Below are 20,504 nucleotides of genomic sequence, written 5' to 3'. Positions count from 1 at the left end.
GCGGGGCCGCCCTCGGCAAGCCGTACGCTCATGGGCGGCGGGCGGCGGCCAGGAACATGGGCACGGCGAGGAACAGCCTGCCCCGCCGCGCGCGGCCGGTCTGCTCCGCGATCCAGTCGTCGGCCTGCCGCCGGGTGACCGCCCCCGCCGCGTACGCGCCCTCGGCGATGCCGGTGACCATCGGCAGGAGCGAACCGTCCGTGAAGACGCCCGTACGGACCTCGGCGGTGACGTCCGCGAAGCCCGCGTCGAGCAGGAGGTTGCGGTGACGGCGGGCCGCGTGCGGGCTGGGAACGGCGTCCGCCCTCGCCCGCACCATGACGCGGGTGAGGGCGGGGTCGTCCGAATCGATCACGAACGTGTCCCAGTCCTGCCCCACCAGCACGATCCGCCCGCCCGGGGCGAGCACCCGCCATGCCTCGGCCGCCGCCCGGGCCGGATCGGCCAGGGCATGGTAGACCTTGTCGGCCCGATAACCGGCCAGCTCGCCGTCCCCGAACGGCAGGTCGCAGGCGTCCGCCCGGCGGAACTCCAGGCCCGGGTGCCGGGACCGGGCGACCTCGATCACCTGCCCGTCCGTGTCCAGCCCGATCGGTTCCGCCCCCAGGGCGGCCATCTCCGCGACGGCCGGTCCGGCGCCGCAGCCGACGTCCGCCACACGGCTCCCGGCCGCCAGGCCGAGAAGTTCGTAGGAGCGGGCACGCAGCGCCACCTGGCCCGGATGCCTGTCCACGCGGTCGAGAAGGGCGATGAGGGTGTGGTTCGACATGGAGGACAGCCTCCGACTTAATGTCGACATGAAGTCAAGTGCGACCATCGGCATCGGCGAGGCGGCCGCCCGGTTCGGCCTCGCGACGCACGTCCTGCGGCACTGGGAGTCGGTGGGACTGCTGACGCCCGCCCGGGTCGCGGGCGACCGGCGCCGTTACGGCCCCGACGACCTCTTCCGCGTGGCCGTGATCCTGCGGGCGAAGGAGGCCGGGCTCGGCCTCGACGAGATCCGCGAGATGATCGCCACCCGCGCGGCGTCCGAGCGGCGGGAGATCCTCCGCCGGCGGCAGGCCGAGCTCCTGCGGCGCATCGAACAGGCCCGCGCGGCGTTAGAGGTGGTCGAGTGCGCGCTGGGCTGCGACCACGACGACGTCACCGGCTGCGCGCACTTCCAGCAGGCCGTACGGGAGCGGATCGGCCTGCCGGCTCCCGCGCCGCTCACCGAGGCCCGATGAAGGGAACGGTCATCCGGCGGCGTCCCGGTCCTCAGGGCCCGGCACCGTACGGAGGGTGATGACGATCGCGGCGATCCACAGCAGGGCCGACAGGCCGCCCGCCCATCGCAGGCCGGCGGTGAACCTCACGGCGTCGGCGGGGTCCTGCACGATGGCGCCGAGGACGGCGACGCCGAGCGCACCGCCCGCCTGCCGGGCGGTGTTGTTGACGCCCGAGGACAGGCCGGGGCGGGAGGGGGGCCCGGCGCGCAGCGCCGCGGCGACCACTGACGCGGTGAGCAGGCCCATGCCCAGACCGAGGCCGAGGAGCGCGGGGAGGAGCGCCGCGTAGGGGCCGGTGGGGGTGACCAGCGCCAGGCAGGCGGCGCCGATCGTGCCGAGCAGCAGCCCGCCCAGCATCGGGAGCCGGGGCCCGTAGCGGGCGGCGAGCCGCCCGGTGATCGGCGCGCACAGCGCGAGGGGGGCGAACAGCGGCAGCAGCATGGCGCCGGCGGACAGGGCGTCGTGGTGGCGGACACCCTGCAGATACAGGGTGACGACGAAGACGAAGCCGATCCCGACGAAGTTCATCAGGGCGGCGACGGCGTTGGCGCCGACGAAGCGGGAACTGCCGAGGACGGACGGCGGGAAGAGGGGCTCGACAGCCCGGCGCTCCCACCAGGCCAGGGCCGCCGTGCCGAGCACGGCGACCACGGCGGCCGCCGCCGTCTGGGCGGAGACGCCCGAGTGGCCGTAGGCGATGGCGCAGTAGGCGACGGCCAGCAGGGCGACGCCCGCGGCGAGCACACCCGGGACGTCCAGCCGCCGGTCGGGTGCGGGCTCGTCCCTGCCGACCCGGCGGAGGGTGAGCACGACGGCGACCGCGACGACGGGCAGGTTGACGAGGAAGACCGAGCGCCAGCCGGCGAGGGTGACGAGCAGGCCGCCGAGCACCGGGCCGCAGGGCAGCGCCAGGGCGGACACCCCCGCCCAGACACCGAGGGCGCGGGCCTGTTCTGCGCGTTCGGGGAAGGTCGTGTTGACCACGGCCAGGGTGCTGGGCAGCAGCAGTGCGGCGGCGAAGCCCTGCAGGGCGCGGGCCGCGACCAGCGTGCCGACGCCGGGGGCGAGGCCGCACAGCAGGGAGGCGGCGCCGAAGAGGGCGAGCCCTGCGACGGCGACGGCACGGTGTCCCAGCCGGTCTCCCACGACGCCGGCGGCGAGCAGGCACGCGGCGAGGACGACGGTGTAGGAGTCGACGACCCACTGCATGCCGGGCAGGCCGGTGCGGAGGTCCGAGCCGATGTGCGGCAGGGCGACGTTGACGACGGTCACGTCGAGTTGCACGAGGAACATGCCCGCGCACATCACGACGAGGATCGTCCGGCGTCTCCGGCGCACCGCGGCCGGGTCGGGGCCGGGGATGGTAGGGGAAGTTCTCGTCGACGACATACGTCATCGCTGCCCGGGGTAAGTTCGGTCAACGCCGAAGCGTGGCGGGGACCGGTTCCACGGCGACCGCCCGGCCGTGTGGAGCGGCCCGCGGGCGGGCGCCGCGAGGCGGCGGAAAGGCCGAGCCGGGTCAGCCGAAGAACCGGATCAGATGCGTGACGACCGCTTCCGCCCGTTCCTCCGGGACGTGGTGACCGGCCGCCGTCCGCCACCCTCGGGCAGGGACTATCGGGCGTGGAGCGCGAGCGTTCCGAGCACATCGGTGAGCCGGGCGCGGAACTCCGCGTCGGCGACCGATCCGTCCGCCCCGACCGCGTCCCTGGCGACCGGCAGGCGCACGCAACACTCATCGACGATCACGGCGTCCACGTAGCCCAGGACCTTCGCCAGCTCCGCGTAGGCGGCATCCCCCCGCCCCGGAGCGGCGACGTTGATCCAGGCCACCGGCTTGCGGTTGAGCTCGCCGCCGCCCACCGTCCAGTCGAGCAGGTTCTTGAAGCTGCCCGGCAGGGCTCCGGCGTACTCGGGCGTGCTGAACACCACGGCATCGGCGGCGGTGATCCTCTCGCGCAGCACCCGCACCGCGGGATGCGGATGCCCGGGATCCTCGTCGGGGGTGAAAGCGGGCAGGTCGGCCAGCCCTTCGTACAGCACGGCCTCCACCTCGTCCGGCGCCGCCAGGACGGCGGTCCGCAATGCCGCGGTGTTGGTCGAGGAACCCCTGGTGCTCCCCGAGACGAGCAGCACACGCACCGCCTGACGCGACTCACCCATGAGGGCCGCCCCTTCCTGATCGACGACCGCAATGTACATGCCGCTCTTCCGCGCCCGTCGCGCGAGGGGTCGCGCGGTCGTGATCGGGATTCCGGACTTCAGGGGTGGGCGCGAAGGGCGGCGAGGAGCCAGGCGAAATCGTCCGCGTGGGACGGCTTCGGCTCCCGGCCGTTGATCACGGCCATGAGATGCCGGTAGCGCTCGGCCTCGGCGAACAGGCCGGCCTCCAGGCGCTCCCTGACCGCCGCCCGGCCGTCGGCGTCCATGTCGCCGAGCAGGCGGCCGACGACCTCGGCGGCCTCGGGCGAGTCGGGGCGCATCCCGTTCTCCCGGGCCTCACCGACCTGCCAGGCGACCTTCTTCGCGAACCACATGAAGGCCCCCGGCTCCTGCCCGGCGCGGTTGCGCGTGTTGTGCTCCACCATGTCGCGCATCCGCCGCCGGAAGCCCGGGTCGCGGACGAGCTCGGCGAGCTCCACCCAGGCGTCCACCTGCTCGGGCGTGGGGTCGTCGGGCAGGCCGATCTCGGTGTGCCGCAGCCGGTTCCTGAGCTCCGGATCGGCGTCCAGGCCGCCGAAGACCTCGTCCACGAAGTTCTCGATGATGCGCCGCCGTTCCTCGGCGGACAGCCGTGCCAGATCGCTCAACAGTTTCGTCTCCTCCGTGCCGGACCGCCGCCTCGCGACGGTGCTGAGCACCGCGCGCCTGATCCGCAGGGTGCGGATCTGCGCGTCCAGTGCGTCCACATGGACGGCGGCGACGTCGGCCAGGGTGACCTTCCGCTCCAGCACCCGCCGTACGTCGTCCAGGCCGAGACCGAGATCCCGCAGCGTCCTGATGAGCTCCAGCCTGGCCACGGCGCCGGCGTCGTAGAGCCGGTAGCCTCCCTCGCTCCGCTCCGCGGGCGGCAGCGCGCCGACGTCCGACCAGTACCGGATCGTGCGCACCGGCATCCCGGTGCGGCGGGAGAGCCATCCGATGGTGAACAGCCCCTCGTCGTCCATGACACCGAGTCTGGTCTCTCCACCGGCTGGAGACTCAAGGGCCGGTTCTCACGGCTATGCCGCGGACCCGCGAGTCTCTAAGGTGGGGCATTGATCACGTGACCGCAGGAGGACCAGGTGAGCGAAGGCTCGGCGGACGGCCCCGGCGAGGAGCACCGTCCCAAGCTCGACACGAGCGTGCCGCACTCGGCACGCATCTGGAACTACTTTCTGGGCGGCAAGGACCACTTCACCGTCGACCGCGAACTCGGCGAGCAGATCCGGCAGGCGTACCCGGGCATCGTCGACATCGCCCGGCAGTCGCGCGGCTTCCTCGGCCGAGCCGTACGGCACCTGGCGGGCGAGGTGGGCATCCGGCAGTTCCTCGACATCGGCACCGGCCTGCCGACCGCCGACAACACCCACCAGGTGGCGCAGCGGGTGGCGCCGGAGTCCCGGGTCGTGTACGTCGACAACGACCCCCTCGTGCTGGTGCACGCGAACGCCCTGCTGATCAGCAGCCCGCCCGGCGTGACCGACTACATCGAGGCCGACGTACGCGAACCTGAAAAGATCTTGAACGCCGCGTCGAAGACGCTCGACTTCGGCGAGCCGGTGGCGCTCATGCTGCTGGGGATCATGGGCCAGGTGCTCGACGACGAGGAGGCGTACGCGATCGTGCGTCAGCTCATGGACGCCCTGCCGTCCGGCAGCCACCTGGTGTTCGAGGACGGCACGAAGGTCGTCCTGCCCGAGGCGGCCGACGAGGCGGAGCGCATCCGCGCCGAGGGCGGCGACCCCTACCGGTTGCGGACGCCCGAGCAGATCGCGCGCTTCTTCGACGGCCTCACGCTGCTGGAACCGGGGGTGGTGTCGGTGTCGCGATGGCGGCCCGGCCCCAGCCAGTTCGGGGAGGCGCCTGAGGTCGACGCGCTGTGCGGGGTCGCCCGCAAGGACTGACCTCCGACGCGCACACCCCTGCGCGCCGCGCGCCTGCGTCACCGCCCTTTGCCGGGGGTAGGAGTTCCAGCACGGGGGACGGGAGGGGCATGGCTGAGATCGGCGCGCTGCTCGACGCGCTCACGGACGCGATCAGCTCGCAGGACGAGGAGCGGGTGGTCCGCTGCTTCACCACCAGGGCCGTCTTCGTCACGCCCGCGGGGGTGATGGAGGGTCACGAGCAGATCGGCTGGTACTTCCGGCAGCTCTTCACGGCGTTTCCCGACATGCGCAACGAGATCACCTCACGGGCCGTCCTCGACGACACCATCATCACGGAGTGGACGTTCAGCGGCACCCACACCGGGGTGCTGCTGCTGCCGGGCGGCACGGAGGTCATGGGCACGGGCCGCCGCGTGGTCTTCCCGGCGGCGGGCGCCTACACGATGGGCGACGACGGCGTGTTCGCCAGCGGGCGGGTCTACTACGACCAGTGGGCGTTCTACCGTCAGACGGGCTGCGACCTGCGTCTGCGCAGGACCGCCTGATCTCCCCATACTGGAGCGTGGACTCCGGCCCGCCGCTGCGCGACATCGGCTGCTTCGCCCTCGTCGCCCGGCATCTCAGCTTCTCCCGCGCCGCCGCCGAACTGGGCGTCTCCCAGCCCGCCGCGAGCCAGGCCGTCGGCCGTCTCGAGCGCGCGCTCGGGGTCCGCCTGTTCGAGCGGACCAGCCGGGAGGTCCACCTGTCGCCGGCCGGCAAGACACTGCTGCCGTACGCCGAGGCGTTGCTGGAGTCGGCGGCCGCCTTCTCGGCCGAGGCGAGGCGGCTCACCGCGCCCGAGGGCGCCGGTGTCCGCCTGGCCTATCCCCCGCCGGTGGGCGGCCTCGCGGCGCGGATCGCCCGCCGGATGGCACGCCGTGATCCCCCGGCCGAGGTGGAGCTGTACCCGGCCGGCCGGGCCGCCGCCGTCGCGGCCCTCGCCGCCGGAGAGGTGACCGCGGCCATCCTCGCCGCCCCCTTCCCGCGGGAGCTGACCACCGCCGCCCGTTTCCACGTGCCCGTCGGGCACCTGGCCGTACCGGCCGGGGACCCGCTCGCCGGCCTGCCCCGCCTGCAGCCCGAACGGCTCGCGCGGCACCGCGTCCTGCTGCCGCGCGAACGCCCGCCCGGCGGGATGTGGGCACGGCTCGCCGCCCGCGTCGGGCCGCACCGGCAGCACGTGGTGGCCGACGAGATCGACGACTTCGCCGCCGCGCTCGACCTGGTCGCGGCCGGCGTCGGCCTGCTGCCCACACCCTCCCTGGTCGTCACGTCCGTCCGCAGGGACGACGTCGCCTTCGTCCCCCTGGACGCGGGTGACCTTCGCCTGACGTACGCGCTCGCGTGGCGGGGCGAACGGCTGTCGGCCGGGTTGATGGCACTCGTGCGGACGGCGCAGGAGTGCCTCTGGACGAGGTAGCCCGCAGGGTTCCCGGCGGTGATGCGAGAAAGTTTCACGCCGCCTGCCGGAGCGGGACCGCCCGGGTGCCCGGAGAACCAGCAGGTGACCGGGGTGACGTCACGGATTTGCCGACATGGTGTCGCCATTTCCTGACGGAGAATTACTTGAACTCTTGACTATGGGTACTTCTGTGAGCATTCTTGGGGCTACGCCGCCCTGCGCGTATTCGCCGTCGAATAAGCGCGGCGCGGCCGCCGTGGTCCACAGCCGAACCGCCGAAGCCGCCAGCGACGATGCTGCTCATTTCGGGCTTTGACCAGTGGTTCTGGGGCTTTTGCTCGCACCTCCGCGCGGCTTCACGCCGCCGGACGTCCAATTCGCCGACAATGTGAGCCACGGAGCACAGGAAATCACGGCCGATTTACTTCGCCATGACTGCGAATAGGCGACGGCCGGAGTTTCCCGTTTCACTTCCGCCGGATCCCGGCTTTTCCGGCGCGTTCCCATCGGCCGACCCGGATCGCGCCGCGCGTATGCGGCGCGGCCCGTCCGGCAGGCACGACAAGAAGGTGATCACATGAAAACGGACCAGATCAGGGGCCCAGTCCTCTCGCTTTTCCGCATCGTGACGGGGCTGCTGTTCGTCTGCCACGGCGTGGCGACGATCTTCGGCGTGCTGGGCGGCAACCGCGGCACCGGTCACGCCCTGGCCTTCGGCACGTGGCCGGGCTGGTGGGCGGCGGCCATCCAGCTGGTCTTCGGGACGCTCGTCCTCGTCGGGCTGTTCACCCGCGTCAGCGCGCTGCTGTGCTCCGGCTCGATGGCGTACGCGTATTTCACGGTCCACATGCCGCAGGGCCTGTTCCCGATCCGGAACGGCGGCGAGGCGGCGGCGATGTTCTGCTGGTCGTTCTTCCTCATCGTGGTCTTCGGGCCCGGCGCCTGGGCGCTGGACACGCTGATCCACCGGATGCGGCACCACGAGATCGACACGTACGCGCCCACGCCGGCGCGGGCGTAGCCACACCGCGCCGCCGCCCGTAGGGCGAACTCCGGCGCCGGGTCCGGCACGACCCGCGCGGGTGACACCTCGCGGCCGGACGTCCTGGGCGTCCGGGCGCGAGGCAGGCGGGCCGCTTCCGATGGCACACAGTCCGAAACTCATTCACCGCCGGTTCGGCAGGACGGCGCTGCCCGCGGCGACCCTGGTCGTCGCCGGAGTTCTCCTCGCGGGTGTGCTCATGCCGCTGCTCCGAGCGCCGCGCCGAGCTGAAAGTTTCAGTTCCCCGACGTGCCCTCGGCCGTCCTGACCTGGACGTACTGCTCCGTGACCGGAGCGTGCTTGGATCGCGCCGCCTCGCGTACGCACGATCCGGGCGGGAGTCATCCCGAGATCGTCCCGCCCGCTTCCGGGGCGGCCCCGCACGGCGGGGCCGGCCCGTCGTCCTTTCCGAGGGGCACGTGATGCGACTACCGCGACGGCTGCTGAGCGCGAGCACGGCGACCGCACTGGCCGGCGCCCTGCTGGCCGTCACCTCGACTTCCGCCCCCGTTGAGGCCGCCTCCTTCAACTATGGCGAGGCGCTGCAGAAGTCGTTCCTGTTCTACGAGGCGCAGGAGTCGGGGCACCTCCCGTCCACCAACCGGGTGACCTGGCGGGCCGACTCGACCGTCAACGACGGCAAGTCCGCCGGGGTGGACCTGTCGGGCGGCTTCTACGACGCGGGCGACCACGTGAAGTTCGGCTTCCCGATGGCGGCCATGACCACGACGCTGGCCTGGGGCGGCGCGGACTACCGGGCGTCCTACGAGCGCTCGGGCCAGTTGCCATACCTGCTGAACACGCTCCGGCAGGCGGGCGACTACTTCATCCACGCCCACCCGGAGCCGAACGTCCTGTACGTCCAGGTCGGCGACGGCGGTGAGGACCACTCCTACTGGGGGGCGCCGGAGACCGTCGAGGCCAAGGGCCACAAGCGGCCGGTCTACAAGATCACCGCGTCGTGCCCGGGCACCGACGTCGCCGCCGAGACCGCCGCCGCGATGGCCGCCTCGTCGATCGTCTTCCGGCCGACCGACCCGTCGTACGCCGACACGCTGCTCACCCACGCCAAGCAACTGTTCACGTTCGCCGACACGACCAAGGGGACGAACGGCCGCGACACGGCGTACGTGAACTGCGTCAGCGCCGCGCAGGGGTTCTACAACTCCACCGGCGAGGGCGGGCAGGTCGAGGGCGCCACGAAGATGTACTGGGACGAGCTGGCCTGGGCCTCCGTCTGGCTCTACCGGGCCACCGGCACCGCGGGCTACCTCGACCGGGCGCGCGAGTTCTACCCGAAGATGGGCGCCCAGGAGGACCCGGGCAGCAACGGACAGCAGGTGCCGGTCTTCAACTTCGGCTTCGGCTGGAACGACAAGCAGTACGCCGTCTATGAGCAGATGGCCGAGCTGACCGGCGAGCAGCGATACAAGGACGACGTCCAGCGCTACCTGGACTACTGGACCGTGGGATACAAGGGCAAGAAGGGCACGATCACGCCCGGCGGCCTAGCGTACATCTTCTACTGGGCCTCGCTGCGCATGGCCGCCAACACGGCCTTCGTCGCGATGAAGTACGCCGACTTCCTCGGCTCGGGCGACCCGCTCTACGCGCGCTACCACGACTTCGGCAAACGGCAGATCGACTACGCGCTCGGCGACAACCCCCGGCATTCCAGCTACATGATCGGCTTCGGGACCAACCCGCCGCGCAACCCGCACCACCGCGGCGCGCACGGTTCCTGGACCAACGCCGGTCCCGACGGCGAGCCCGCCGTCAGCAGGCACGTCCTGTACGGCGCGCTGGTCGGCGGCCCGGACGGCGCCGACGCCTATGCCGACAGCCGCGGCGACTACGTCAAGAACGAGGTCTCCCTCGACTACAACTCCGGCATCACCAGCTCGCTCGCCGTCCTCTACGGCGAGTACGGCGGCTCGCCCCTGGCCACGCTGCCCCGTGAGACGCCCGACGGCCCGGAGTTCTATCTGGAGCCGACGCTCACCCACACGACGCGGGAGACGGCGGCCAAGACCTTCGTCGTCAACAAGTCGGCCTGGCCGGCGACCGTGCTGGACAAGGCGAAGTTCCGCTACTACTTCACCCTGGACGGCTCGACGACGGCGAGCCAGGTCACGGTGAGCACGTCCTACACGCAGTGCAAGCAGCCCACCGGGCCACACCTGCTGGAGGGGCGCACCTACTACGCCGAGGTCGACTGCACAGGCACGCTCATCTTCCCCGGCGGCCAGTCGGAGTACCGCCGCGAGGTGCAACTCCGCATCGGCGTCGCCGACGGCGCGACGTGGGACCCGTCCAACGACTGGTCGGCCAAGGGCGCGGACCACATGACCCTGTACGGCAACGACGGCCGCCTCATCTGGGGCACGCCGCCCGGCGCCGAGCCGTCGCCCAGCCCCAGCGTCTCCCCGTCCGCGTCGCCCTCGCCGTCGCCGTCCGCGTCGCCCTCGGCGTCCCCTTCGGCGTCGCCGTCGCCCAGCCCGTCGGTTTCGCCGAGCCCGTCCCCCTCGCCCAGCCCGTCTCCGTCGCCGTCACCGTCGCCGTCACCGTCGGCCGGTGGGGGGTGCAAGGTGACCTACGGCACGAGCGACTGGGGCGGCGGGTTCACCGCGACCGTGACCATCGCCAACACCGGCACGACCGCGATCAGCGGCTGGACACTGAAGTTCGCCTTCCCCGGCACCCAGAAGATCACCCCGCCCGGCTGGTCGGCCACCTGGACCCAGACCGGAGCGAACGTCACCGCCGCCAACCTCGACTGGAACACGACCATCACCCCCGGACAGTCCATCCAGATCGGCTTCAACGGCACCTACACCGGCAGCAACCCCAAACCCACCACCTTCACCCTCAACGGCACCACCTGCTCCTGAGACGAGGCCATCCATGAGACTCCTGTCCCTGGGCGGGGTGGCCGCCGTACTGGCCGCCCTGCTCGTCCCGGGCCCGGCGCCCGCCCAAGCGGCGAGCTCGTACAACTACACCGAGGCCCTGCAGAAGTCGATCTACTTCTACGAGGCGCAGCAGTCGGGCAGGAAGCCCGCCTGGAGCCGGGTGGAGTGGCGCGGCGACCGCACGCTGAACGACGGGAAGGCCGCCGGGGCGGACCTGTCCGGCGGCTGGTACGACGCGGGCGACCACGTCAAGTTCGGCTTCCCGATGGCGTTCACCACGACCATGCTGGCCTGGGGGCTGGTCGAGAACCGCACCGGCTACGGGACCCAGCTCACGCCCATGCTGAACAACCTCAAGTGGGCCACCGACTACCTGATCGCCGCCCATCCCGATCCGGAGACGTTGTACGTCCAGGTGGGCGACGGCAGCGTGGACCACGCGTACTGGGGTCCGCCCGAGGTGATCGACATCAAGGGCATGTCGCGGCCGGTCTACAAGATCACGCCGACGTGCAAGGGCACCGACGTCGTCGCCGAGACGGCGGCGGCCATGGCGGCCTCCTCGATGGCCTTCCGGCAGACCGACCCGGCGTACGCCGACACGCTGCTCACGCACGCCAGGCAGCTGTTCACGTTCGCCGACACGACCAAGGGCTCCAACGGTCAGGACACGGCGTACACGAGTTGCGTACCGGGCATCTCCGGCTACTACAACTCGACCTGGGAGGGCGGCTCCGACCACCCGGGCGCGACCAAGATGTACTGGGACGAGCTGGCCTGGGCCTCCGTCTGGCTCTACCGGGCCACCGGCACGGGGAGCTACCTGGACAAGGCCCGCGAGTTCTACCCGAAGATGGGCGGCGAGCCCGACGTCGGCCAGGGCGCGGGCGGCACCACCGTCCCCGCCTACACCTTCGGCCTGGGCTGGAACGACAAGGAGTACGCCGTCTACGAGCAGATGGCGGAACTGACCGGCGAGCAGAAGTACAAGGACGACGTCCAGCGCTACCTGGACTACTGGACCGTCGGATACAAGGGCAAGAAGGGACCGGTCACCCCCGGCGGCCTGGCGTACGTCTTCAACTGGGCGTCGCTGCGCATGGCGCTGAACACCGCCTGGGTGGCCCTCGTCTACGCCGACCACCTCGGGCCCGATGACCCGCTCTACGCCCGCTACCACGACTTCGCCAAGCGGCAGGTCGACTACGCCCTCGGGGACAATCCCCGGCACTCCAGCTACATGGTCGGCTTCGGGACCAACCCGCCGACGCACGTCCACCACCGCGCGGCCAGCGGCCAGTACCTCGGCTACATGAGCGACACCACCGGCCCGAACCTGCACGTCCTGTACGGCGCGCTCGCCGGCGGCCCGGACCAGACCGACGCCTACACCGACAGCCGCACGGACTACGTCCGCAACGAGGTGGCGATCGACTACAACTCCGGCATCACCAACGTGCTCGCGCGGTTCGCCGAGGAGTACGGCGGGACACCGGTGGCGGGCTTCCCCGCCCCGGAGCAGAAGTACGAGGAGATCTACGCCGAGACCGGCAACGTCTACAGCGGTGTGGACGGCACCTCGCTGACCGTCACCATCACCAACACGTCGAACTGGCCACCGCGCGTCCTCCAGTCGGGCAAGGCGCGCTACTACTTCACGCTCGACGGCTCGACCTCCGTCTCCCAGGTGAAGGTGACCGGCGGAGACAGCAACGGCTGTGCCGTGACCGGGCCGACGCTCGCGCAGGACCGCACCTACTACGCCGAGGTGGACTGCACGGGCAAGCCCATCTATCCCGGCGACGCCCAGCTCTACCGGCGCGGCACGCAACTGCGGATCTCGGTGCCGAACGGCGCGGCCTGGGACCCGGCCAACGACTGGTCGGCGTCGGCGGCGTCGCACGTGCCGGTGTACGACGGGAACACGCTGGTGTGGGGCACGCCGCCCGGCGGCACGTCCAGCCCGTCTCCCTCGCCGTCCCCCTCTCCGTCGCCGTCGTCCTCGCCTTCGCCTTCGCCCTCGCCTTCGCCCTCTGTGGACACCACGCCGCCGAGCGCGCCCACCGGGCTGTGGGTCTGCGGGGCGGACTTCGCCAACGCCGTCCCGATGTGCTGGACGGCCTCGACCGACGACACCGGGGTCACCGGCTACGACGTCTACATGAAGCAGGGCTCCGGCTTCACCAAGATCGGCTCGTCCACGTCCACGCTGTACGTCGCGGACAAGCTGGTGGCCGGGACCAGCTACACGTTCTACGTCGTGGCCAGGGACGCGGCCGGCAACACCAGCCAGCCCTCGGCCACGCTCACCGCGACCGCCCAGTCCGGCCTGCCCAGCCCGTCGCCCAGCCCGTCGGTTTCGCCGAGCCCGTCCCCCTCGCCCAGCCCTTCGCCGTCTCCGTCTCCGTCGGCCGGTGGGGGGTGCAAGGTGACCTACGGCACGAGCGACTGGGGCGGCGGGTTCACCGCGACCGTGACCATCGCCAACACCGGCACGACCGCGATCAGCGGCTGGACACTGAAGTTCGCCTTCCCCGGCACCCAGAAGATCACCCCGCCCGGCTGGTCGGCCACCTGGACCCAGACCGGAGCGAACGTCACCGCCGCCAACCTCGACTGGAACACGACCATCACCCCCGGACAGTCCATCCAGATCGGCTTCAACGGCACCTACACCGGCGCCAACCCCAAACCCACCACCTTCACTCTCAACGGCACCACCTGCTCCTGATCCCCATCCGCGGTCCGGCGCACTCCGGCGCGCCGGACCGCCCGAAGAGAGGTGACTTCCATGTCCGTCCAGGGTCTCGGTAAAGCCGCGGCTGTGCGAGCCGCTCTCCTGGGGGCCGGCCTCGCAGGCGCCGGGCTCGCCCTCGCCGCCGCGGCCCTCCCCCCGGCCTCCGCGGCGGCCGAGGACACCACGCCGCCCAGCGCGCCGGGGACGCTGCGGGACTGCCCCCTGCCCGCGGCCCCCGGATCGAGCCTCGGCATCGGCGTGTCGCTGTGCTGGGGCGCCGCGACCGACGACGTCGGCGTCACCGGCTACGACATCCAGGTGAAGCAGAGCGGCGCCTTCACCACCATCCGGACCACGACCGATCCGGGTTCCATCGTCAGCGGCCTCACCCTGGGGCAGTTGTACACGTTCCGAGTGGTCGCCAGGGACGGGGCGGGGAACGCGGGCCAGCCGTCGAACGAACTGACGGCCAGTGCGAACTATCTCAGCGGCATGCCGCCCTCCAGCCCGCCGCCAAGCCCGTCGCCGGTCGACCGGACCCCGCCGACCCGCCCCGAGGGCCTGGCCGCACAGAACGTCTACGTCAACGGCGCGGTCGGCCTGCTCTGGACGCCGTCCACGGACGACGTCGGGATCTCCACCTACGAGGTCTACGTGTGGACCGGCGGCGCCTTCCTGCGCGCGCAGCAGGCCACGCTCGACATGCGGGCCGACCAGGTGACGGCGATCGTCACCGGCCTCACGGCGGGGCACGACTACCTGTTCTACGTGGTGGCCCGGGACCGCGCGGGCAACCTCAGCGCACCCTCCGACCTGGTCCGCGCCCGGGCCATGGTCGAGCCGCCCGCCGCCAGCCCGAGCCCCGGGACGGACACGACGCCGCCCGGCACCCCGACCGGGCTGACCTCCGTGACCGGGATGGACATACCCGGCGGAATCTTCCTCGCCTGGTACACCGTCAGCGACGACAGCGGAGTCCCGCCCCGTTACGACCTGTTCCGGCAAACCGACCACGGCTACGCCTACGAGGGCGAGAACGGCCTGCCCCGTGACATCGTCTCCGGCCTCGAAGGAGGCAAGCCGTACACCTTCCAGGTCGTCGCCCGCGACGCCGCCGGAAACCTGAGCAACCCGTCGGCGCCGTACACGGCCATCGCACAGCCCGGGGCAACGTCCTCACCCACCCCGTCGCCGTCCCTCGGCCTGTCGCCGTCCCCCAGCCCGTCGCCGTCCCCGTCGGCCGGGTCCGGGTGCAGGGTGACGTACGCGACCACCACCTGGGGCAGCGGATTCACCACCACCGTCACGATCACCAACACCGGCACCGCCGGCATCGACGGATGGAAGCTCGGCTTCAGCTTCCCGCTCGCCTCCCAGCGGGTCACCAACGGATGGTCGGCCGTCTGGACCCAGTCCGGCACCGCTGTCACGGCCGAGAACTACGAATGGAACAAGACCATCAAGCCCGGCCAGTCGCTGTACCTCGGCTTCAACGGCGCCTACACCGGTGAGAATCCCAAACCGGCCGCCTTCACCCTCAACGGAAGCGCCTGCACGACGACGTGACCGGCCCCCGGGCGGCCTTATCGGCGACGGCACCGCACGACCCCACAGGAGCGGTGTGACGAGTCGGGCGGACGAGGCCGCCCGGCCTATGACCGAGCGGTCGAACTCAGCGGGAGCGGGCATGTGTCGGGCGAATATCCTCCCGCGGCAGCCGCTTGGGAAACAATTGCGCATTTCCCTGAATATAGGCCGACCGTAATAGCAATAGGTTGCGATCAGGCAACATCCCAGAGCGGGCACGGTCAAGCCTGGCACCGTTGGTGGTCGCAGAGATCAGGGAAGTGCGGATCGTACCCGTTGAGGTGTGATTTCAGCCGCACTGCTACCCCGCGGGCACGTCGTTGCGGTCGGAGCCGAGATTGCCCCTACCCAGATTTCGGCGTGTTGCCCTAGACGAGGAGATACATGAGTGAGCTAGTGCGCTGGGAAGTCGACGGCGAGCCGATCGTCGTGGAGGTCGCCGAACAGGATGCAGAAGGTTTTCAAGCGGTTGGGATCGGCGGGCACGGAATCATCGAAGCGAAATCGCGATTCGAGGATTCGCTGCGAAACGTGCGAGACGCGGCAACGAGGGTGCTCGACTCATTCCGGGACAAGCAGCTGAACCCTGACGAGGTCGAGCTCGAGTTCGGCGTCAAATTCAACGCAGCCGCAGGCGCAGTGGTAGCCAAGGCCTCCACCGAGGGTCATTTCATCGTCAAGCTCACCTGGGCCCGCCAGGAGAAGTAGTGGGTAGTTCGTGGCATGCTCGGATCGATCGGGCAGCCGACAACACAGTGGGCTCCGGATTTTTGATCGATAGCCATCACGTGCTGACCTGTGCTCATGTTGTGCACAACGTGCCGGATCCGATCGTTGTCTTCCCGGCCACCCATCCTCGGCAACACTATCCCGCGAGCGTGGTTGCGACAGGACCTTGGAAGAGGGAGGATCCGAGAGGCGACTTCGCGTTGCTCAAACTTTCACAACCCGCCCCCGTGCCACCTGCGCAGTTCGCCGACCCCATCGATATGGACATCTGGAGAGACAAAAAGCTCTTCTCCTATGGTTTCGCAGCGGGAAAAACAGCTTCCGGCACCTTCGCCGAGCTCCGTATCGACGACCGCCAAGTCATGGCTCGCGAATGGTGTCAGGTAAACGCATGGAACGGTCACGGTCAGTTTCTCGCCAAAGGTTTCAGCGGCGCCGCCGTCTACCTGCCGGACACCGACCATGTAATCGGCATGATCACCGATGCCGATCTGACGCCGGGTCAGCGGGTGGGGCGCATGCTTCCCATCTCCACCCTGCGGCAGTATTGGGAGCCGCTTGACGACCTGCTTCCGCACACCTGGCTGGGAAAGATCGGTCCGGGTCCTCGGGGACAATTACGCCGCTGTCTTGCCGACGCCGGTCTGAGAAGAACCCCAGAGGTTCTGCTGGCGCAGGAGTTCCCACTCCTCGCCGATCAAGGTGGTCCCTCTCTCTGGAGAGCCGTCACTCTCGCCGCAGAGGAGATCGAGGAACCCGACGCGTTGGCTCGTTTCCTCTTTCGTGTGATCGGCAACTTGGACGACGCGCACAAGGCCAGCGTGGCGCGGCACTGGTTGACCCGACACCTGGGAGAGCCGCGGACCACAAGCGGAACACCCACATCCGCGGCGGTCATCATCCGCATGGCTCCCAGCGGCCTCGGCGGCTACCGCCTCGAATTCTCCATCTGGCGAGGCGACGGTAGGGGATGGACACACGCGATCCCCGACCCTGTCCCCTCCGAGCAGGTAAGGGCGAGCGTAGAACGTGAGATGCCCCGCCTTCTGGCAGAGGTCGCCGGCGAGGACTTCATCATCGAATTCATGATGCCCCACGACTGGTTCACGCGCGGAACTGGGGTCGAGAACTGGTTCACCAACAACGACCCGGACGATCGGATTCAACTCGGCCTCCTCTATCCGGTCGTGATGCGCGACGTGGCGCGCCGACGAGGTGGCAGCCAGCGGTGGGATCAGGCCATCAGGCGCTGGCGCAAGCTTCGTGAAGTCGGTTGCGAGTCGCCGAGCCTCATCGGCTGCCGAGACAAGGCCACGCTCAGCTGGCTGGCTGACGATACCCGGACCACGATCGTTCACGCCGATTCACCAACGCCCACCGAGATCGGGAAGGCACTCAAGTTCGGCATTCCCATCATGATGTGGCCAAGGACCTCGTGCCGGTCCGGTAGTCACGACGACTGCGCGGGCCGCAAGTTCCTATCCGAGGTTTCCGCGATCGTGGAGAAGTCCTCACCTGATCGGCTTCCTTTCCGCGTTAAGCAACTACGCATAGCTGGAATGGATTCCAAACCTGTCCAGAGAATCGCGCTCTTCTGGGACGACCCGACCCGTATGCCCGACCCGCCGCTCGCGGCATCGTGAAAGAGGACGACACATGTCCGAGTGGTTCATCTACACGGGATCAGGCACCCCCCACGACAGGATCGGAACGGATCTTCCCGCGCCCCCTCCCTGGAGGGTCTTCAGTGGCGGCCCTGCGCTGCCGCAGCCGGCGTGGGCAGAGGAGGCTGGGGATCACGACGCGACGAGTTACCAGCCCGACCCGCAGGCGGTGGAGCAAGTGAACGCCGCGTTGTTCCTGCGCCGTCCTCTCCTCGTGACCGGCCCGCCCGGCACGGGCAAGTCCACCCTCGCCGAGGCGGTGGCGTACGAACTACGCCTCGGCCCCGTGCTGCACTGGCCCATCACGAGCCGCGTGACCCTCTCGGACGGCCTCTATCAGTACGACCCTTTGACCCGGCTGTACGCGGCCAGCCGAGAGGAACTCACCGGCGGAACGACCGCCGACGAGGAGATCGGCCGGTACATCCGGCTGGGTCCGCTGGGCACAGCCCTGCTTCCCTTCGAGCGGCCGCGCGTACTGCTGATCGATGAGATCGACAAGAGCGACATGGATCTCCCCAACGACCTACTTACGGTCTTCGAGAAGGGCTACTTCGAGATTCCCGAGCTGCAGCGCCATACCTCACCGACCGCGGAGGTTATGACAGCCGACGGGAGACCGGTGGCCGTCTCCGGGGGTGTGGTGCGCTGTCGAGCGTTTCCTCTAGTGATCATGACGAGCAACGGTGAACGGGAGTTCCCGCCCGCCTTTCTGCGGCGGTGCGTGACGCTCCGTCTGCATCAGCCTGGCGGCGAAAAACTGCACCGAATTGTCGCCGCGCACTTGGGCCCCGATTTGACGGCTGCTAGCCACGACGTCATCGAACGCTTTCTTGCGAAGAAGAGCAGCGGCGCCCTGGCGACCGACCAACTACTCAACGCGGTCTACCTCCTTCACCATGCCAGGTCGGAGGACCGGTTGAGTTTGGCCGACCGGCTCATGCCCTATCTCGATCGCGACACCGATGAAACGGACGCGTACGGTGACGACAAACCTTGAACGGTTACACCTCGCCCTTAGTGCGATCGGACCACCGCCGACCCCCGTGGAGCTCGCGGAACGGCTCTGGCTCGCGCAGTACCTGGAAGAGCGCGAACGGATCCGGGAGAACAGGCCACCCACGCTCGAGAAACCGACCGGGGATATCGATGGATCACCGAGGTCACCAGACGGAGAAACGCCGCTGGTCCCAGCGAATCAGGTGGAGATCTACTCGCGTGCGACGCCGGACTCGACGGGTGAGGTCGCAATGCCGATTCAGGTGCCCACAGGTCCGATGCTCCCCAGCGCGCTGAGGCTCAACCGCGCTCTGCGGCCGCTGCGTCATCGAGTGCCGGCCCACCGCCGATCGACGGTGGACGAGCGAGCGACAGCCGATCGTATAGCACGGCAGTTTCCGCGCCGCCGAGCGCCGTGGGTGCCGGTTCTGGTTCCTGCCATGGAACGTCGTCTAGACCTGACCCTGGTAGTTGATTTCGGCTCGTCGATGGAACTGTGGCGCCCCTTGGCCGAGGAGCTTCGACGGCTCTACACGAATTTGGGCGCGTTTCGAAATGTGCAACTCATGCGCCTTGAAGAGGGGCCGTACGGAATCACAGTCGGTTCGGCGGTTGCGCCGGGCGCTCTGACCGACCCGTCAGGGCGTCGGCTCGTGCTCCTCTTGAGCGACTGTTCAGGTGCGCACTGGTGGACCGGCAGGATGACTCATACCGTCCGCAGATGGGCATCGAGTTCGCCGACGGCGATTCTGCAACCGCTACCGGAACGCCTGTGGCATAGAACAGCGACCAGCGTGACAGTTCACCAGGCATTTCTCACCCAGCCTTTCGCCGCTAACACATCGCTCAGGCTGCAGCCGAAGATGCCTCATTCGGACAGGGCGGACAAGCCGGTTCCCGTTCCAGTGGTCGGATTGTCGGCGCCGTGGTTCGCGAACTGGGCTCAGGTAATGGCCGGCAGCGTCAGGTCCATCGGAGTAACGCATCTAGAGGATCAGCCGGCTGCTCTCGACGCTTGGCTTCAGGACGAGTACAGGCAACCGATCGAAAACAGGATCCTGCGCTTTCGAGCCGTGGCCTCGCCTGAGGCCTACTCACTCGCCGGTTATCTGGCGGCTGCCTCGTTTCCATCATTGTCCTTGATGCGGCTCATACAGAGAGCGCTTCTGCCCAGATCGTCCCCGGAGCACCTTGCCGAGGTCATCCTCAGCGGTCTCCTGCGACCGATAGAACAGGAGCCGGAGTTCTACACCTTCGTGCCCGATGCCAGAGACCTCCTTCTCCGAACACTATCGCGCTCCTCTCGGCAGACCGCCGTCCATGTCCTTCAGGCGATTTCACGCGAACTTGCCGCTCGGGCGGGAGTGGGAACCACTACGTTCCGGAGCTATGTGCCGAGCGCACTGGCGGACGGCGACCACGGCATGAGAACAGCGGGTGACCCGTTCGGGTTGGTCGATTCGGACGTCTTCGGTCTGACCCGTGCGGCATCCCAGGTCAGGCATGACGTGCATGATCCGGGCAAGCGTTCGGCGGAACATATGTACGAGCGCCTGGCGACCTTGCTGGATATCCAGTCGCAGATCCTCTGGATCGCCTCGCCTGGCGGCGCGGTGGCCGAGGACGCACCCCAGTGGCGGGCCATCACCGGCCAGGGCCTGGAGGAGTACCTCGCGCACGGCTGGCTGGACGCGGTGCACCCCGACGACCGTCCCGGCACCGAGGAGGCGTGGCGCGAGGCGCTGCGTCGCCAAACGTCGTTCGAGTGGAGCTACCGGGTGCGCACCCGGGCCAGCGGCTACCGGCACTTCGAGGTCCGGGCCGTGCCGATCATCAGGCACGGCCAGGTGGTGGAGTGGGTCGGGGCGAACACCGACGTCACGCCGCAGCGCGAGGCCGAGGAGATGCATGGCCGCCTCACCGACCAGCTCGGTGCCGCCGCGCTGCGCACCGCCCGCCTCCAGGGCGCGACCGCCCAGCTCGCCGAGGCGCTCACCGTCGAGCAGGTGGTGCAGGTCATCATCGACGTCGGCCGTA

The 20,504-nt window shown here is 69.6% G+C and carries 16 protein-coding genes and 1 pseudogene; 13 read left to right on the top strand and 4 right to left on the bottom strand.

The annotated features are described in order from the left end of the window. Positions 1–28: 28 nt before the first annotated feature. The gene (locus HHX35_RS24390; RefSeq protein ID WP_220505841.1) at positions 29–769 is read right to left on the bottom strand and encodes a methyltransferase domain-containing protein; all 741 of its coding nucleotides are present in this window, start codon (positions 767–769) and stop codon (positions 29–31) included. Between the two features lie 28 nt (positions 770–797). Here HHX35_RS24390 and HHX35_RS24385 point away from each other — a divergent pair, with 28 nt between their 5' ends. Beyond that, positions 798–1,226, top strand: coding sequence for a MerR family transcriptional regulator (locus HHX35_RS24385; RefSeq protein WP_182901085.1), 429 nt, complete (start codon positions 798–800; stop codon positions 1,224–1,226). A 9-nt stretch (positions 1,227–1,235) separates the two neighbouring features. Here the strand turns inward: HHX35_RS24385 and HHX35_RS24380 are convergent, their stop codons facing one another. The 3 genes from HHX35_RS24380 to HHX35_RS24370 all read right to left on the bottom strand — a co-directional run bounded on the left by HHX35_RS24380 (position 1,236) and on the right by HHX35_RS24370 (position 4,435). Continuing rightward, on the bottom strand, positions 1,236–2,606 hold the full coding sequence (locus tag HHX35_RS24380; RefSeq protein ID WP_310739271.1) for an MFS transporter: 1,371 nt from the start codon (positions 2,604–2,606) through the stop codon (positions 1,236–1,238). Between the two features lie 276 nt (positions 2,607–2,882). Next, on the bottom strand, positions 2,883–3,431 hold the full coding sequence (locus HHX35_RS24375; RefSeq protein ID WP_182901084.1) for an NADPH-dependent FMN reductase: 549 nt from the start codon (positions 3,429–3,431) through the stop codon (positions 2,883–2,885). 98 nt (positions 3,432–3,529) lie between these two features. Further along, positions 3,530–4,435, bottom strand: a complete 906-nt coding sequence (locus HHX35_RS24370) for a MerR family transcriptional regulator (RefSeq protein WP_182901083.1) — start codon at positions 4,433–4,435, stop codon at positions 3,530–3,532. Positions 4,436–4,552: 117 nt separating this feature from the next. Here HHX35_RS24370 and HHX35_RS24365 point away from each other — a divergent pair, with 117 nt between their 5' ends. The 12 genes and pseudogenes from HHX35_RS24365 to HHX35_RS24315 all read left to right on the top strand — a co-directional run. Continuing rightward, positions 4,553–5,374, top strand: a complete 822-nt coding sequence (locus HHX35_RS24365) for an SAM-dependent methyltransferase (protein WP_182901082.1) — start codon at positions 4,553–4,555, stop codon at positions 5,372–5,374. 89 nt (positions 5,375–5,463) lie between these two features. Further along, positions 5,464–5,901, top strand: coding sequence for an ester cyclase (locus HHX35_RS24360; RefSeq protein WP_182901081.1), 438 nt, complete (start codon positions 5,464–5,466; stop codon positions 5,899–5,901). Between the two features lie 17 nt (positions 5,902–5,918). Further along, a complete protein-coding gene (locus HHX35_RS24355; protein ID WP_182901080.1) occupies positions 5,919–6,815 on the top strand; it encodes a LysR family transcriptional regulator in 897 nt (298 codons plus the stop codon). Positions 6,816–7,374: 559 nt separating this feature from the next. After that, positions 7,375–7,818 carry a DoxX family protein gene (locus HHX35_RS24350; protein WP_182901079.1) on the top strand — a complete coding sequence of 148 codons (444 nt, stop codon included), beginning with the start codon at positions 7,375–7,377 and terminating at the stop codon, positions 7,816–7,818. A gap of 443 nt (positions 7,819–8,261) precedes the next feature. Next, positions 8,262–10,730, top strand: coding sequence for a glycoside hydrolase family 9 protein (locus tag HHX35_RS24345; protein ID WP_182901078.1), 2,469 nt, complete (start codon positions 8,262–8,264; stop codon positions 10,728–10,730). A gap of 13 nt (positions 10,731–10,743) precedes the next feature. Then, a complete protein-coding gene (locus tag HHX35_RS24340; RefSeq protein WP_182901077.1) occupies positions 10,744–13,482 on the top strand; it encodes a glycoside hydrolase family 9 protein in 2,739 nt (912 codons plus the stop codon). Between the two features lie 93 nt (positions 13,483–13,575). Continuing rightward, a complete protein-coding gene (locus HHX35_RS24335; protein WP_182901076.1) occupies positions 13,576–15,054 on the top strand; it encodes a cellulose binding domain-containing protein in 1,479 nt (492 codons plus the stop codon). 405 nt (positions 15,055–15,459) lie between these two features. Then, positions 15,460–15,783 carry a CU044_2847 family protein gene (locus HHX35_RS24330; RefSeq protein WP_220505840.1) on the top strand — a complete coding sequence of 108 codons (324 nt, stop codon included), beginning with the start codon at positions 15,460–15,462 and terminating at the stop codon, positions 15,781–15,783. Then, positions 15,783–17,447, top strand: a complete 1,665-nt coding sequence (locus tag HHX35_RS24325) for a trypsin-like peptidase domain-containing protein (protein WP_182901075.1) — start codon at positions 15,783–15,785, stop codon at positions 17,445–17,447. The genes HHX35_RS24330 and HHX35_RS24325 overlap by 1 nt, the downstream gene beginning before the upstream one ends. A 13-nt stretch (positions 17,448–17,460) precedes the next feature. After that, positions 17,461–18,468 carry a MoxR family ATPase gene (locus HHX35_RS24320; RefSeq protein ID WP_182901074.1) on the top strand — a complete coding sequence of 336 codons (1,008 nt, stop codon included), beginning with the start codon at positions 17,461–17,463 and terminating at the stop codon, positions 18,466–18,468. After that, positions 18,434–19,819 (top strand): annotated as a pseudogene (locus tag HHX35_RS45185) (SAV_2336 N-terminal domain-related protein); the annotation flags it as partial. The gene HHX35_RS24320 and the pseudogene HHX35_RS45185, both read left to right, overlap by 35 nt. 189 nt (positions 19,820–20,008) lie before the next feature. Beyond that, on the top strand, positions 20,009–20,504 hold a 496-nt coding region (locus HHX35_RS24315), incomplete at its 3' end, for a PAS domain-containing protein (RefSeq protein ID WP_259405360.1).

The organism is Microbispora sp. H10830, assembly GCF_014161375.1.
Taxonomy (GTDB): domain Bacteria; phylum Actinomycetota; class Actinomycetes; order Streptosporangiales; family Streptosporangiaceae; genus Microbispora; species Microbispora catharanthi.
Note: the sequence above shows the minus strand (reverse complement) of the source record. Positions and strands in the feature narration are given on the sequence as shown.

What these genes read in the sequence shown, in the direction of transcription:
- HHX35_RS24390 (WP_220505841.1), bottom strand. Translation starts at nt 769, where the DNA reads ATGTCGAACCACACCCTCATCGCCCTTCTCGACCGCGTGGACAGGCAT.
- HHX35_RS24385 (WP_182901085.1), top strand. Translation starts at nt 798, where the DNA reads ATGAAGTCAAGTGCGACCATCGGCATCGGCGAGGCGGCCGCCCGGTTC.
- HHX35_RS24375 (WP_182901084.1), bottom strand. Translation starts at nt 3,431, where the DNA reads ATGGGTGAGTCGCGTCAGGCGGTGCGTGTGCTGCTCGTCTCGGGGAGC.
- HHX35_RS24370 (WP_182901083.1), bottom strand. Translation starts at nt 4,435, where the DNA reads ATGGACGACGAGGGGCTGTTCACCATCGGATGGCTCTCCCGCCGCACC.
- HHX35_RS24360 (WP_182901081.1), top strand. Translation starts at nt 5,464, where the DNA reads ATGGCTGAGATCGGCGCGCTGCTCGACGCGCTCACGGACGCGATCAGC.
- HHX35_RS24350 (WP_182901079.1), top strand. Translation starts at nt 7,375, where the DNA reads ATGAAAACGGACCAGATCAGGGGCCCAGTCCTCTCGCTTTTCCGCATC.
- HHX35_RS24345 (WP_182901078.1), top strand. Translation starts at nt 8,262, where the DNA reads ATGCGACTACCGCGACGGCTGCTGAGCGCGAGCACGGCGACCGCACTG.
- HHX35_RS24340 (WP_182901077.1), top strand. Translation starts at nt 10,744, where the DNA reads ATGAGACTCCTGTCCCTGGGCGGGGTGGCCGCCGTACTGGCCGCCCTG.
- HHX35_RS24330 (WP_220505840.1), top strand. Translation starts at nt 15,460, where the DNA reads ATGAGTGAGCTAGTGCGCTGGGAAGTCGACGGCGAGCCGATCGTCGTG.
- HHX35_RS24320 (WP_182901074.1), top strand. Translation starts at nt 17,461, where the DNA reads ATGTCCGAGTGGTTCATCTACACGGGATCAGGCACCCCCCACGACAGG.